Raw genomic sequence first — 15,504 nt, 5'->3', positions numbered from 1 at the left:
AGTAAAAGTTTTATATTTGCATTTTAATCCCTTTTCCATTTGTAATAAATTTCAAATAGAAAATAAAAAAAGTGCATCTTTTTAAGAAAATCAAGTCACTTTTGAATCAAAAAAATTATAAATTAATATATTTGTTTTTATGAAGATTGATGATTACAGCGATAATACCACATTAATTGAGTCTCTAAAAAATGGAGATGAAAGCGCTTATACCTACCTCATCGATACTTATCATCACAAACTTTGCGTGTATGCCAACAGTCTTGTAAAAAATGTATACAGCGCAGAAGATATTGTTCAAAACGTTTTTATTAAAGTTTGGGAACAGCGCACGAGATTAAAAACAGATCATTCTCTTAAAAGTTTTCTTTACAAACTGGTTTACAATGAATTCATTGATTTATATCGAAAAAATCAGTCTTTGTTTTCTCTAGAAAAATCGTATTATGATGCCTTAAACGGAATCGTTCAGGAAGATGATTCTGAAGCTTTTCAAAGGGTTTTGAATGCAGTAAACAAAGAAATTCAAAACTTACCGCCAAAATGTAAAGAGGTTTTTATTTTAAGTAAAAAAGAAGGTTTAACGAATATCGAAATCGCAGAACATTTGGATGTTTCAATCAAAACCGTTGAAGCACAGATCACAAAAGCTTTTTCTATTTTGCGTAGTTCTTTAGAAGAAAAAGTAAAAAGCGTTTTGTTCCTTCTGTTTTCTGCTAAAAAAAAATTCAGACTAAATAATTTAATCTGAATTTTCCTTTATTGTTTTAAGTATAATATCTTCTTGCCTCTCTATTTCTGCTTAAATTAAAATCTTGCTTCTTTTTTCTACACAGCATCTTTCATCTCGCTTCTTTCTTCTGCAAAATCTAAAATTGGCGTTTTCATATCATGGTACAAAAGCACTTTCCAATTTTCTTCTTTTGCTTGTAGTTCCCATTTTTTTCGAGATTCCATAGCACGTTTTCCATCGAAATCGGTTTTGTAGGCAACAGGAATTTTTAAATATCTTTTTTGCGGTAAATCATCTGCTCCGTAAAACACAATTTCATCATCTGCTTTAATCCAAAATACTTGCTGAAATTGGGTATGTCCTGCTGTAACTTCAAAGTAAATTTCATCAGTTATATTACCATTGTCTTCATTTAATAATTCAACGTTTGGTAATTCTTTCAGCTCATTTAATATTTCAGGAACGTAAGACGGATTTTGTGATTGTTCTAAAGCGAAATCTATTTCTCTTTCTTGAATATAGATTTTCGTATTTGGAAAATTTTGAACGAACTGACCATTTTTAAAATAACCAATTCCTTCAATATGATCTTTATGTAAATGCGAAACCAAAATTTTGGTAATCTGTTGTGGTTCTATATTGTTTTTTCTTAGCATTTCATAAATAAATGGAACGTCGTTATTGACAAATCCTAAACCAAAATCTATTAAAATAACATCATTGTCTGTAATAACAACAAAAGGCTGAATGGCCATTTTTAAACCTAAATCGGTTGTACTCTCTTCTAAAAGCTGAAATTCTTTTTTAGAATTGACAATATAATTTCCTTCTTGTAAAGCTATAATTTCCATTTTGTTTTACTTCTAATTTTACAACAAAGCAAAGTTCTTAAGAATTTCTATATTTGTAAAACCTTATTTTTCGATATAATCAATCGATAAAACCGATTTAGAAATGGAACTTCGTCAGCTAAAATATTTTCTAAAAGCAAAAGAATTACTGAATTTTACCGAAGCTGCTTCGGCACTTTTCATTAGTCAAAGTACGTTATCACAGCAAATAAAACAGCTGGAAGACGAACTTCAAGTTCCGCTTTTTAATAGAATCGGGAAAAGAATTACGCTTACCGAAGCTGGAGATTTATTTGCCGTTTATGCACAACAATCCATCAACAAAGCTTCTGACGGATTGCAATTATTAAAAGATTTAAATAAACTGGAAACTGGAAAAGTAGCCATTGGCGTAACCTATGCATTGCGTCATGTGGTTACAAAAGCATTGATTTTATTCAGCTCTGAATATCCTAAAATTCAGTTTGAAATTATCTTTGGAACTTCGCAAGAACTTATTCATAAACTAAATCATTTTCAGCTAGATGTTATTCTGACTTTTGAAGAAATTGCTTCTGAAGCACATTTTAAATATCTAGAATTGTTTACCTCGCCAATGGCTTTGGTTACTTCTTCTGAAACTGCTTTAAAAAATAAAAAAACTATTTCTCTGGAAGAAATCAGCACGCTTCCTCTTGCGATGCCTGCTGGCGGATTCAGTACGACTCAGTTTATCAGTAAGGCTTTTGAAAAAAGCAATCTGCATCCAAATGTTACGATTGAAATAAATGATATTCCGACGTTATTGGAATTAATTAAAACGGGAAAATGGCATACGATTTTAACGAAAACTACAATTGAAAACGAAAATGATTTGTACGCAATTCCGATAAGCGGCAAAAACATGACGCGAACTGCAATGCTTATTTCTTTGAAGGAAGTTTATGAAAAAAAAGCGGTGAAGGCTTTCTTGAAAATAATGGTGGAGAATTTGAAGTGATGTTTCAAGAGTTACTAAAGACAAACGCCACAGTTTGTCATTCCGAGGAACGAGGAATCTCTACAAGTAGCTCTACAAAGATTGGCGAATTAATTTACGGAGTTTCTTGCGGAGATCCCTCCTCCGTCAGGATGACAAGATTGGGTATACACTTTTACGTTAAAGTTTGTCATTTCGAGGAACGAGACTTGAGCGACAGCGACTGGCGTAGCAAATCACACTCGTTGATCGACAAAGATTGGTGAATTTCTTTACGGAATTTCTAGTGTGATTTCTCGTTCCTCGAAATGACAAGATTGTGTTTTAAAAAAACTTACTTCACCTCTGCTTCAAAAGGCGAAGCTGGCAAGTTTTCTTTATTGTACAAATTGGCTTCAACCGGATTATCTGCCCAAGCGTAACGCACTTTTGTAGGATTTAAAATAACTTCATTCCAAACTACGATTTTATCGCCTTCGATAATTGCTTTTGCCCAAACAAATTTTCCGTCTGTTCCTGCAATAGCGAATTCTTTTAATTCATTTCCGTTTTTAATTTGTAATCCTGTTCCAATATCAGAAAAACTCAAAATCAGTTTGTTTCCGTCTTTTTTCATCGATTGAAAAATCGGACCAGAAGCGACTACATTTTTATCGCCGTAAACCAATTTTCTTGCTTGAAGCGACAATCTTTTTCCGACATCGTATTTATCTAAAGGATGAATATCGTTCCATTCGCCCAAATCTATGGTTATCGCCAATCCAGTATTTGGAACTTTTAGCGTGTTCAATTGTTGTTGCCTTAAAGCTGCCCAATTACTTTCTGTTGGTTCTGTTTTTGGTTCCATAAAATTAGGAAGCTGCACCAAAAGAAATGGCATTTTTTCCTGTTTCCATAATGAGCGCCAATTCGAAATTAAAGCTTCCATTAAAGGTCCGTATTCCGATGGTTTCTTTGTATTGGCTTCACCTTGATACCATAAAACACCTTTTATTGGATAATCTTTTAAAGGTGCAATCATAGCATTGTAAAGTCCGACAGGTTTCCAGCGTACGAAAGTTTGTCCTGGTAAGGGTTCCATTTTTGAGCCTAATTTGTATTTCCAAGTTCCTTTTAAATCGATTGTTTTATCGCCAATAATTAGCTCGTAAGGTTTATCGGTTACAAAACCTCCTCTACCCGAATTGTTGATGACGCGAACTGTGATTTCGTTTTTTCCTTCTTTTAAAACATCGGCATTAAAAGAATAAATTCTTGGCGGATATTGGTACGAAGTTGTTCCAACAAAACGTCCGTTTACAAAAACGGAGTCGGCATCTACAATTCGTCCTAAAAATAATTTTGCCTGATTTTCTTTTACTTTTTCGAGAATAAACTCTTTCTTAAACCAAACCGAACCGTTTGTTTTTCCAAGTTCGCCATCAGCCCAATAACCCGGAATTTGCATTTCCTTCCAATCTGAAACATCTACAGCATTTGCCCATTTATTTTTAACGCCAATGTCGGTATTGTTTACTAATTTATACCATTGTGAACTGACTTTACGATCGTTTTCGTCGATTTGTTTTTCGAGTTTTCCGTCTTTGAATTTTAAATATTCCTGATCATATTCTGGAAACTTTTTAATGCTTTCTTCGCTAATCCATGATTCGGCTGGCGAACCGCCCAATGCGCTGTTGATTAATCCGATTGGAATTTTATACTTCTCGTATATTTCTGAAGCGAAAAAATAGCCAACTCCTGTAAACTGTAAAACATTTACGGGATTTGCTTCCACCCAAGAACCAGAGGAAAAATCGTTTCTTTCTTTTGCAAAATAATACTCGTCTGGAACTAAAAACTGACGAATATTCGGATTAGCCGATTTTGCAATTTCTTCTTTGTATTTGTCTTTCAAACGATCCATTGGCAATTCCATATTCGATTGTCCAGAACACAGCCAGACATCTCCGAAAAGAATGTTTTTCAAAACAATTGTGTTGGATGCTTTTAAAGTCATTTCATACGGTCCGCCTGCTTTTTGAGATGGAATTTGAATGGACCATTTTCCGTCTTGAGCGGTTGTTGCCTTGTATGTTTTATGATTGAAATCGAGTTCGATTTTTTCATTTGGCGATGCCCATCCCCAGATATTGATTTTGGTATCGCGCTGCAAAACCATTCCGTCGCTTATAAGTCTCGGAAGTTTTATTTGGGCATTGATGCTAAAAGTTATTAGAAATGCTAGTAATACTTTCTTCATATATATTGTTTTTGTTTTTTTTTCGCCACGAATTTCACTAATTACACTAATCCATTCTTTGTCTGTAATATTGCAATAACACGAATTTTTTAATTTGTGTTATTGAAGATAATTAGAAAAAAATTAGTGCCAATTCGTGAAATTCGTGGCTATAAAAAACTATTACTCATACGTATATAATTTTATTTTTTGAATTTCGTAATCGCCTACAGAGATTCTTAAATGTCTTCCTTGATGGGTTTGGTCTCCGTTGAAATGTCTTATGGTTCTCCAAACTTCGTTTTCGAATTTACCAAAATCTGTTTTTAGAATTCCTGCGTTTACATTTTCTTTTAAAGGTTTAAAAGTAACGACAATTCCTGATCCTGAAATGTAAAATTCATCTTTGGCAATTTCGATAATAATCGCACTCGACATTGGCCAGGTTTCTGCTTTTGCTCCGTCAGACCAATTTAAGGTATAATCATGTTTGAATGTGAATTCGTAATCGCCCATTTTAATGATCTGCGTATTGTTTTCTTTGTCTAACAAAACACCATCAATTTTTCCTTGTCCTTTGTATTTTTCAATTGTTGGAGTTAATTGTTGTACCAAATCGTAGATTTTCCCTAGAGGTTCTTTTTTGGCATCGGCAACCGATTCGATTGAAAACGGAGAAAATCCGATTGCTTCGTAATGTCCGATAGCATACAATCCTTTAAATGGTGCGGTTTCATCAAAACGATGTTCTGGAATAAAAAGCGGATCGCCCTGACGGGTAAACAAATCGTTCCATTGTTTGAATGACGGATTGTAGAAATCTGGCGCTAAAAAATCTATCGAATTTCCTGCCGCTTTCCAAACGTCCATAATATGAGGCAATGGTCCAGCACTTGGATATTGTCCTGGCTTTTTTTCTGGTGCGTTTAAAGCGGCATTCACAAACATCGGAATTGGATAAGCGTCTTTTCCTGCTTTTGCAACAATATTGGTAAATTTAGAAAAATACCAAGCCATGAAAATTTCGTCTGTTTGCAATCCTTTTCCAAAAATTTCTTCCCAGTTTCCTTTGGTTTTGAATCCGTTTTTCTTCCAAACTTCCAAAAATTCGGGAACTAGTTTTTGCTTGTTTTTTTCTAAATACTTTATCAATTCATCTGGAACTGGTTTCTGAAATGCAGCATTCGCTAAAGCGTGATAATCACGAGCCGTTGGCAGCATTCCGATTTCATTTTCAACCTGAATCATAATTACAGTTTGATCCTTTTGGTCGAAATCTTTAATATGTGCCATCATTTTTTTGAAAGCATTTGCATCGGCCTGAAGATTATTTTCGCTAAAAGGCGTCAAAATTTCGTGACTTTTGTTTTTATCGTCTTTTACCCTTGGGTATTTTTTCTGGTTGAGTTTTATCCATTCTGGAGCGTGGCTCGACATGCTGTTTTTCCATGATCCGAACCAAAGAAAAACAAGTTTTAGGTTTTCTTTTCGCGCGCGAAGAATCAAATCGTCTATTAACTGGAAATCGAATTTGCCTTCCTCTGGTTCTATCAATTCCCAGTAAACAGGAGTTAAAACAGTGTTCAGGTTCATATCAGACAATTTCGACCAAATGGGTTCCATACTTTCCATACTGGTTGCAGACGAATTTCCTAATTCACCTCCACGTATCAAAAATGGTTTCTCATTTACAATTAATTGGGTTTTATTTCCTTTTTTTTGAAGATGAGGAATCTCTTGACAGCAGATAAACTGTGTCATGAAAATTGCTATTAGAAAGAAACTTTTTTTTAGAATATTCAACATACTTTTATTTTAATCTGTGTATAATCTGCTTTAATCTTTTAAAATCTGTATGAAGACCTAAACGCAAAAATTATTTCACGCAGATCTGCACAGATTTTAGCAGATTAAGTTAGTTTTTTTTAATTGAAAAACTTTTTCTTCTTTTAAATTCAAAGGGTTACAACTAAACAAAGCAGCTTTGTCAAAGTTTAAAACCTTGACAAAGCTTTTCTGAAACTCAATAGTTTTAAACTATTTATGGTTTTACTAACTCACCCGAGAATCCTAAACTTACATCTTTTCCTGCAAGTCCGTCTGCTGCGCCTTTGTAAGCATGTTTACGAACATAATTGGCATCCCAAAGGTTAGGGGATTCGTTTGGAAGCCAATATTCATGTTCTTTGGCATTATCCGAAACACCCCAAATTGTGATTCCATATTGTTGTGGTACAGGAATGTACTTCTTATACATATCAATTACATATTGATACATTTCTGCCTGAGAAGCTTGTTGTGCCACCGTTGGAGTTGCAGTTCCCAATCGGATATCTAACTCTGAAATTTTAATCAATTTTCCGGAAGCAGCCAGTTTTTGGAACATCTGAACAATTTTGTCTTTGTCTGTTGTCAAACCAATATGCATCTGTGTTCCGATTCCGTCGACAGTTCCTCCTTTGCTTTCAATATATTTTACATATTCGATTAACCCGTCACATTTATCTAATCTTGATTCTAAATTATAATCGTTAATGAACAATTTATCGGTTGCATTTCCATATTGACGAGCTAGTTTGAAAGCCGTTACCGCGTAATCTTTTCCAAGATATTTTACCCATGAGAAATAATCTGCGGCTGTATCGCCTTCTGTTCCGTTTCTTAGGGTTCCATCTTCTTTCATTGGTTCATTTACAACATCCCAAGAGAAAACTCCAGTTTTGTAATGTGTCATCATTTTAGAAATCCAATCAGTCATGGCATCTCCAATGATTTTTGCTTTTTCAGCTTCTGTTTTTTCAATTGTAATTGGAGCTGTAGGTCCGCCACCTGATGAAGTTCCATCCGTTACTAAAACATTATCTATATAATAAGTTCCTGCGGCTCCTCCTAAATCGAAACCAAAACCTGTTTCACCGCCTTTTGCTGTGATTTTCCACTCTATTAATTTCCACGCCGTCGTAGTAGTTTGATCTCCTTGATAACTTGCTACTGATCCTGGCGTTGTTGAACATCTTACAGATCCATTAGCCTCAGAACGAATCATATAAGAAATCGTATAACTTTTTCCAGCTACCAATGCAGAAGTAAAAGTGGTTTGAATTTGAGTTCTCCATTGATCTGCTGGAGTACTTGTAGCATTCACTACTTTCATGGAACCGCTTCCTTCATAAACATTTGAAGCTCCAGTTGCAGCGCTTAAAGCATCTGCAGCACCATTGGCTCTGCTCCATCCTGATATTCCTGAATTAAAAGTTCCATTAGCAATTAAGTTCACCGGTCCTGTTGCGGCATCCAAATCAACAACTGCTAGCGTATTCGCATCAATTAAATAGGTTACGTTTGGAAGATATCCTAAATCTAAATTAAACTGAAACGTAGTACTCCCTGTTTTAAAATCTCCCGGTGCTAATTTAATTTTAACTTGCTGCCAAGAAGAAGTTGTTGCAAAAGCTTCTGTTTCTGTTCCATTTGTTGTACTATACCAATTTTTATATGGATATTGATTGTTTAAAGTGTTTCCGAAAGAAATACGTCCTTTACCAGCAACATCAGATTTAATATAAAATGAAAGTTCATAATTATGTCCTGAAACAATTGGCACGTTTGGCGAGGTCAGCTGCAAATTGTATGCTTGAGAAGAAGTCGCGCTAGAAGCTAGCTGAATTGCTGCAGAAGTACTGGTTAATCCTGAATTGGCAACTGTTGTGATTCCTTTTCCTGGATTATTTCTTGCCCAACCTGTAAAAGTTCCTGCCTTTATTGAGGCTAGATCTAAAACATTTGTTCCGCTTGAACCTGGAATTACGGTTGGTGCAATTATACCGTTCAAATAACTCGCATTTTGGTTGGAATGCCAAATTAAAGTATGGCCGAAAACTTTTAATCCTGCACTTTTTGTTGCGGCTACAAAAGCATCTACATTCGTAAAATTGATTTCTCCTTTGGCATTTACCATCGCTCCGTGTTTCATTTCGTAGCCTGGTGTTACCTCATCAAAATTTTCGTTTACAATTTTTCTGTAAGCGGCATCGCTCATGTATAAACTAATTCCGATTCCGTTTCCTAAAGGAAAGTCAGAATAGTTTTTTAATGGCTCATATCGGCTTATTTTTTCTACTAAAGCTAAAGGAAGTTCAGCTCCTGTAACTTCTCCGTGAGATGGATCTTTTCCCCACTCCATCAAATTATCATCGCATGATGATAAAATCATTAGTGATGAAGCGATTATTGGTATGATATATTTTGATTTCATTTTGTGGTGGTTGTGTTAGTTAAAATCGTTGTAAACTGGTGTATCTAATGGTACAATTCTCCAATTGTCTGTGTACACTTTTACAGAAGTTGCTTTCGCAGGAAATTCTACTTCACTTGCATTTCCTGTTACGTTTGACAATTTCACATCAGAATTTTCGAAATAAATTCCGAAATTTTGATACGTTGCTGCTTCTCTAAATGCTAAAACAGTTTCGAATGTAAATGCTTCTTTAGACCATGCATAGAATTTGTTTAGCGGAATTGTAACTGTTACCCATCCTGTAGTTTGAAAAGCAACTGATTTACCATCAACAATCCAAGGAACATAATTATAGACACCGCCTGCCCATTCTCCTCCATTAAAATTATTAATCGTACATATTTTTAAGAAACCTGAATCTTTCCATGCTTCTGGTACATATACATCAAACTGAAATGCTATTTTATCAAGAGGTGTAGTTGCTGGAATATAAGGTGTCAACTGTGCTCTCCAATTATCAACTCCTGTTCCAGCTGTCCAAACTTCTGATTGACGATTTGCTCCAGCTGTAAAAGAGGCAATTTTAGCTGGACGGTGCGGTACATATTTTCCGTGAGAAACATTTCCAATTCCAATAGCTGCCGATTCTAAATCTGCTGGAAGAATCATACTTGCACGATCCCATGAACCTTGAGTTCCTTTACCATCAAAATCTATTAATACACCTCTCTTATAGTTAAAATAAGATGGCGAATAAGCTCCTCCATTAGAACTTTGTGCAAAGATTGGTCCTCCATTGTCTGAAACTCCGTTTGGAACAACAACTGTAAAAAATTCTCCATCTTCGTCTGATACAATTCCAGAGGTTACTTCAATATTTCCTGGAAAAGTTACTTTGCTTACTTCTGTCAAACCACTTCCATATACTGTAATGGTTTCTCCAGGATTAGGCATTGTATTTGAAATTCTTGTGATTTCTGGTTTTCCGGAACGAATTTCAAAAGGAAAGGTTACTTCATTCTTATCGTTTACGAAACGAATGGTATTTCGTACTGACGGATCCGCCTCAATAGTTGGCGTATCTGCTGAAACACTTACCAACATTGAATTATTGGATACAAAAACCACATTAAAATATGTCGAATATCCGTTAATATAGACTTTCTTCAAACCTGCAAATCCTGAACCTTCGATACGTAAAGTTTGTCCTAAACGAGCAAAAGTAACTTCTCTGTCTGGTACATTTGAATTTACATCTTCTAAAAATACTCGCGAAATTGTGATTGCGCCACCTTCTGAATCGTTATTATCACAAGAAGTGAACAGCATACCGAAAACCATCATGCTTAGCAGTGCAATCGGTGCCCAATACTTTTTATTTAAAATATATTTCATATTTATGTCTTTTAGTTTTTTATTTCTGAAACTAGAATAAGTCTTTAATTTTCTCTTCTGTAAATTGATACGGAACAGGATTTTCTCTCAACAACGGATTCTGAACCAATTCAGATTCTGGATATGGAAGTGTAAAAATTGTCGCGTCTATTACACCAATTGCTCTTGGACTTGTAGCCTTTGAAGCATCTACAGTAACTGTATTGGTTGCTGTATCATACAAAATCGGTGTAATAACGCCTCTGTTTTGTCCTGTTACATAGTTAATTACTTCTTGTTGTTTGTAATACGCTCTACGAACTAAATCGTACCAATACTGTCCTTCCATACATAATTCTACTCTTCTTTCGTGCGCAAGATCTGCATAAGTTAAAGTTGTTTTAGGATTCAATCCTGCACGTGTACGAAGCGCATTTACAAGTGTAATCGCATTTGCATCTGCCGTAACGCTATTATTTCCTAAGGTTGCTTCAGCATAGTTTAAGTAAACTTCTGCCAAACGCAACATATAGGTATTCAAAGCAGAATTCATACGTGTAATTTTTGAATTGTCTTTTGTAGAACCTACAACTCCTTTTTTAACCGTAAGAAAATCATTTCCATGATCAACCGTATAACCTCCATTTGCTTTGCTTATTTCTGCATAATGATCTTTATTCCCCATGAAAGTGGCTCTACGACGAAGGTCTTTTGATTCGTATTCTTGCAAAACATTGTAAGAAGCTCTTGTCCAGTATCCCCAAGCAGCATCGTCTCCTGTAATATCTGAACCTAATGCAAAATAAGCCTGTTGTGTATTATTTACCCCAAAATCTCCGTTTGGAACCCATTGAAGCGCAAACATAGATTCTACGTTGTTGTTATTGTCAATCATGAATAAATCTTCATAGTTTGCCAATAAGCGGTACGGACCAGCAGTTATTACTTTTTCTGCTGCTTTTTTAGCTAAATCAAGATATTCTTGGTTGCGATTTCCGCTGTTTGGATTATCGCTAATTCCTGAAAATGAAAGATAAACGCGAGAAAGCATTCCGAATGCACTATATTTTGTCAAACGTCCTGCCTGGCCAGCAGATTCAGGAAGATATTTTGCTGCAAATTCTAAATCACGCATAGAGAATTCGTAAACGTCCTTCAACGGATTTTTATTTACAAGTGGATTTTTCACTAATTCTCTTGGGTCTGTTGAAATAATAACATCTCCCCATAATGAAGCCAAATACCAATAGGCAGTTCCTCTCATAAAACGGGCTTCGGCAATATATTTGTTTTTAATTGCATCGCTAAGTGGACTTCCTGAAATTCCTATAATTACGTTATTCGACTGCTGCACTACGTTATACAATGATCCCCATGCAGAAACCAAAGGTCCTGTTAATCCTGTTTCGGTTAAATCGGTAAAAGGATAAACGTAATCTGAGAAAGGCGCATACATATTTGCTCCTCGACCGTCTCCTAAACCATAATAGAATTTATCATTAAAATCGAACCAAACTTTATTGTATAATGGCCCAGTTGCAGCCTGAAAATCAGACTCTGTCTTATAAAAATTCTCTTTTGTAATTACGTCATTTGGTTCAACGTCTAAAATGTCGCTGCAACTCGTCCAAACAAATGGCAATGCAATAATTAAAGCCGTGTAAAATATTTTCTTTGTTTTCATTGTGCAGTTTTTAGAAATTAACATTTAATCCAATTGTTGTAACCATTGGCGAAGGATAACGTCCGTTATCGATACCATTTAAAAGCTGGTTTTGGTTTATGGCACCAACTTCTGGGTCATAACCTTTATATTTAGTGAAGGTTAAAACGTTCTGCATATTAGAGTATACTTTAATATTTGTAATTCCATATTTGGCATACAAATCTTTAGGAAGATTATAACCTATCGAAATATTTCTTAGTCGTACATAAGATCCGTCTTCTACAAATCTGTTACTCAAACGATAATTTGATGCTGAAGAAGCCGATGAAGCTCCAATTCTTGGCATATAAGGATCGCCACCAACAATTTGCACGTTACGGTAATCATTTGGTCCATTTGGATCGATCAATTCTAATTGTGCATATCCAAGAGCTGTTTTCAATAAATTGGTATTCTCACGAGGATTTTCTAACCATCTTCTTTGATAATTTAAAACGTCATTTCCGTATGATCCTGAAAAAGTGATTCCTATATCAAATCCTTTGAATGAAAAATTATTTGTAAATCCGAAAGTAAAATCCGGATTCGGATCACCAATATAACCAGCATCTTTTTCGTTGATAACCCCATCTTTGTTCACATCTTCAAACATATAATCTCCAATCCAAACTCCATTTTCACCAATTACCATTCCTTCAGGCAATGCGGTTGGTTTTACCGTTCCGCTGGCATCTTTATAATAGAAATCTGTTGCTTTTTCAAAACGTCCAATTACTTTATAGCCATAAAATTGTCCTAATGTTTGCCCTACAGCTGTACGCGTAACAACAGTTACATCAGATCCTTGCTGTAGCGTTTGATCGTAAACTCCAGATTCTGAATTCAATTTCAATACTTTAAATCTATTCATAGAAATATTGAAATTCGATTTCCAAAGAAAATCCTTATTCTGCATATTAACCGTGTTTATTGTAAACTCAAAACCTTTGTTTTCAAGAGATCCAATATTAGCAAAAGGAGGTGTAGTAGAACCTTGTCCTGTTGTACCAACATAAGCAGGAAGTGATAATCTTAGCAATAAATCGTCTGTTTTCTTATAATAAACATCCGTTGTAATTTCAATTCTACTATCGAAAAGAGAAAGATCTAAACCGATATTGGTTTGGTTTGATTTTTCCCATTTCAAATCTGGGTTTGCCGTATTAGTTGCAATTTGCCCGCTTCCCCAATTGGTCGCAGAAGTACCATAAACAGAAGTATAGGCATTGTTTGGTACACTTGAGTTACCTGTAACTCCCCATCCTGCACGTAATTTCAGATTATTGACAGTCTGATTGTCTTTTAAAAATGATTCGTTTGAGATTTTCCACGCTAAAGAGGCAGATGGAAACCAATCCCATTTATTGCCTTCTGCAAACTGTGAAGATCCATCTCTTCTAATAGTACCAGTTAAAATATATTTGTCATCAAAAGTATAATTTGCTCTAGCAAAATAAGAACTAAGCGATTTTGTAGAACTTGAATTTGAATTTCTAGCCGTCGTAGGATCTCCAGCATTTAGATCTGTTGCTCCATTTGTCAAATAACCTGAACGGTAACCGTACAAACTTTCCCAATTTTGCTCTTGCAATTCTTGTCCCAACAAAGCATTGATATTATGTTTTCCAAATGCTTTATTATAAGTCAAATTATTAGTCCAAATCCAGTTTTCGCTGGTAGATTTTGTTCTTGAACCTTCTCTCACTTCATTTGATAATGCTCCAAAAGTATACGATGGATTAAAGGTATATCGGTTTCCAAATCCGTAATCTATAGAATATTGTGTTCTAAGTTTTAAATTTTTTGTAAAACTAAGTTCAGCGTAAACATTTCCCCTAATTCCATAGTCTTTTCCGTGATTGTCTTTTAGCATCGCAATTCCTAATGGATTGGTTTGAACGAATTCAGTTGTATCTGGTCCGTCAAAAGTTCCGTCAGCATTACGAGCCGCTACGTTTGGAGTTTGTTTTAAAGCCGTTAAAATTACCGAATCATCATTAACTGTCGTTACCTGATTGGTTTTGTATGTATTTAAATTTACTCCAACTTTCATCCATTTTTTTACCTGAGAATCAACTACAGCTCTAATAGTCATACGATCAAAAGAAGATCCGATTACAGTTCCTTCCTGATCAAAATAAGACATTCCTAATGCATAAGTAGTATTATCAGCCCCCCCAGAAGCAGATAAATTATAACTTTGAATTAAACCTACCTGAAATAATTCGTCTTGCCAATTTGTTCCTTCTCCCAATAAATCTGGTCTGATGAAAGTATTATCACGCTGAACAATTCCTAAATCTGCACGAGTATTTTTTAATGTTCCATATTCTCTTAAATTCAAAACCTGTAGCTCTTTTGGCATTTGCTGCCAACCTATATAACTATCAAAATTCATAGTCAAATCTCCTTTTCTACCTGTTTTAGTGGTCACCATAATTACACCATTTGCAGCTCTAGAACCATAAATTGCTGTTGCAGATGCATCTTTCAAAATATCGATCGAAGCAATATCATTTGGATTAATTCCGGCAAGCGGATTGATATTCAAGGAACCTGAATTACCATCTATAATAACCCCGTCTATTACATAAATAGGTTCATTTGACCCCGTAATCGAACTGATACCACGAATACGAACAGAAGAACTTCCTCCAGGAGTACCACTATTCTGCTGAATCTGTACACCCGCTGCACGACCTTGTAAAACCTGATCGATAGTTGTAGATACAGATTGTGTTACCGCCGAACTGGATATAGAAGAAATAGATCCGGTTAAATCTGCCCTTTTTGATGTTCCGTATCCAATGACAACAACCTCTTTTAAGTCGTTCAGATTTTCTTCCAGTAAAGCATCAATTTTAGTTTTATTGTTAACTGCAATTTCATGTGGTTTATATCCTATAAAGCTAAAGACCAAAGTTCCATTTGTCGGAACGGCATTAAGCGTATAAGTTCCATCAAAATTTGAAACAGTACTTGTTTTGGTTCCTTTTACAATAATATTTACACCTGGTATTGGCCCAGTACCATCAGATACTGTACCCGAAACAGTAATTTGAGCATTTACTGTGGCAGAAAATACCAGCATTAGGATCAGGAATCCTAAATTCTTAAAGTATTTAGATCTGCTTTTAGTAATTAAAAAGTTAGTCATAAATAATTGGTTTAATTAGTTAATAGTATGGTTTAGTTAGTTTCTTGTTTATTGTGTTACGGATCATTAAATTTTAACAAATCAATAACTTATAGTCAAAACAAATATATGCAAAAAACAACAACACACAATCGGTTGCGTTAATTTTTTTTGTCAATTTCCAAAAAACATCATTCAAAAAAAACATTTTACATATTTATAATCGTAAAAACTTAAACAATCCTCAAAAACACAATTCAATACAACGAAAACGTTAGAGAAAACAAAT

The 15,504-nt window shown here is 34.9% G+C and carries 9 protein-coding genes; 2 read left to right on the top strand and 7 right to left on the bottom strand.

What is annotated here, in order from left to right:
• Positions 1 to 139 precede the first annotated feature (139 nt).
• Positions 140 to 751 (top strand): RNA polymerase sigma factor, encoded by a 612-nt coding sequence (locus tag K6T82_RS05930; RefSeq protein WP_223705021.1) that lies wholly within the window; start codon positions 140 to 142, stop codon positions 749 to 751.
• A gap of 77 nt (positions 752 to 828) precedes the next feature.
• Here K6T82_RS05930 and K6T82_RS05925 read toward each other — a convergent pair whose 3' ends face one another.
• A complete protein-coding gene (locus tag K6T82_RS05925) occupies positions 829 to 1,584 on the bottom strand; it encodes an MBL fold metallo-hydrolase (protein ID WP_223705020.1) in 756 nt (251 codons plus the stop codon).
• A gap of 103 nt (positions 1,585 to 1,687) precedes the next feature.
• Between K6T82_RS05925 and K6T82_RS05920 the strand changes: the two genes are divergently transcribed.
• A complete protein-coding gene (locus K6T82_RS05920; RefSeq protein ID WP_223705019.1) occupies positions 1,688 to 2,563 on the top strand; it encodes a LysR substrate-binding domain-containing protein in 876 nt (291 codons plus the stop codon).
• A 313-nt stretch (positions 2,564 to 2,876) separates the two neighbouring features.
• Here the strand turns inward: K6T82_RS05920 and K6T82_RS05915 are convergent, their stop codons facing one another.
• The 6 genes from K6T82_RS05915 to K6T82_RS05890 all read right to left on the bottom strand — a co-directional run bounded on the left by K6T82_RS05915 (position 2,877) and on the right by K6T82_RS05890 (position 15,236).
• Positions 2,877 to 4,784 carry a sialate O-acetylesterase gene (locus K6T82_RS05915; protein ID WP_223705018.1) on the bottom strand — a complete coding sequence of 636 codons (1,908 nt, stop codon included), beginning with the start codon at positions 4,782 to 4,784 and terminating at the stop codon, positions 2,877 to 2,879.
• Positions 4,785 to 4,946: 162 nt separating this feature from the next.
• Positions 4,947 to 6,524 carry a GH35 family beta-galactosidase gene (locus tag K6T82_RS05910; RefSeq protein WP_223705017.1) on the bottom strand — a complete coding sequence of 526 codons (1,578 nt, stop codon included), beginning with the start codon at positions 6,522 to 6,524 and terminating at the stop codon, positions 4,947 to 4,949.
• 280 nt (positions 6,525 to 6,804) lie between these two features.
• Positions 6,805 to 9,018 carry an endo-1,4-beta-xylanase gene (locus K6T82_RS05905; RefSeq protein WP_223705016.1) on the bottom strand — a complete coding sequence of 738 codons (2,214 nt, stop codon included), beginning with the start codon at positions 9,016 to 9,018 and terminating at the stop codon, positions 6,805 to 6,807.
• A gap of 15 nt (positions 9,019 to 9,033) precedes the next feature.
• On the bottom strand, positions 9,034 to 10,395 hold the full coding sequence (locus tag K6T82_RS05900) for a glycan-binding surface protein (RefSeq protein WP_223705015.1): 1,362 nt from the start codon (positions 10,393 to 10,395) through the stop codon (positions 9,034 to 9,036).
• Positions 10,396 to 10,426: 31 nt separating this feature from the next.
• Positions 10,427 to 12,058 (bottom strand): RagB/SusD family nutrient uptake outer membrane protein, encoded by a 1,632-nt coding sequence (locus K6T82_RS05895; RefSeq protein ID WP_223705014.1) that lies wholly within the window; start codon positions 12,056 to 12,058, stop codon positions 10,427 to 10,429.
• Between the two features lie 10 nt (positions 12,059 to 12,068).
• Positions 12,069 to 15,236, bottom strand: a complete 3,168-nt coding sequence (locus K6T82_RS05890) for a SusC/RagA family TonB-linked outer membrane protein (RefSeq protein ID WP_223705013.1) — start codon at positions 15,234 to 15,236, stop codon at positions 12,069 to 12,071.
• Positions 15,237 to 15,504 lie beyond the last annotated feature (268 nt).

Source organism: Flavobacterium potami (assembly GCF_020026915.1).
Lineage (GTDB): Bacteria > Bacteroidota > Bacteroidia > Flavobacteriales > Flavobacteriaceae > Flavobacterium > Flavobacterium potami.
Note: the sequence above shows the minus strand (reverse complement) of the source record. Positions and strands in the feature narration are given on the sequence as shown.

What these genes read in the sequence shown, in the direction of transcription:
- K6T82_RS05930 (WP_223705021.1), top strand. Translation starts at nt 140, where the DNA reads ATGAAGATTGATGATTACAGCGATAATACCACATTAATTGAGTCTCTA.
- K6T82_RS05925 (WP_223705020.1), bottom strand. Translation starts at nt 1,584, where the DNA reads ATGGAAATTATAGCTTTACAAGAAGGAAATTATATTGTCAATTCTAAA.
- K6T82_RS05920 (WP_223705019.1), top strand. Translation starts at nt 1,688, where the DNA reads ATGGAACTTCGTCAGCTAAAATATTTTCTAAAAGCAAAAGAATTACTG.
- K6T82_RS05915 (WP_223705018.1), bottom strand. Translation starts at nt 4,784, where the DNA reads ATGAAGAAAGTATTACTAGCATTTCTAATAACTTTTAGCATCAATGCC.
- K6T82_RS05910 (WP_223705017.1), bottom strand. Translation starts at nt 6,524, where the DNA reads ATGACACAGTTTATCTGCTGTCAAGAGATTCCTCATCTTCAAAAAAAA.
- K6T82_RS05905 (WP_223705016.1), bottom strand. Translation starts at nt 9,018, where the DNA reads ATGAAATCAAAATATATCATACCAATAATCGCTTCATCACTAATGATT.
- K6T82_RS05900 (WP_223705015.1), bottom strand. Translation starts at nt 10,395, where the DNA reads ATGAAATATATTTTAAATAAAAAGTATTGGGCACCGATTGCACTGCTA.
- K6T82_RS05895 (WP_223705014.1), bottom strand. Translation starts at nt 12,058, where the DNA reads ATGAAAACAAAGAAAATATTTTACACGGCTTTAATTATTGCATTGCCA.
- K6T82_RS05890 (WP_223705013.1), bottom strand. Translation starts at nt 15,236, where the DNA reads ATGACTAACTTTTTAATTACTAAAAGCAGATCTAAATACTTTAAGAAT.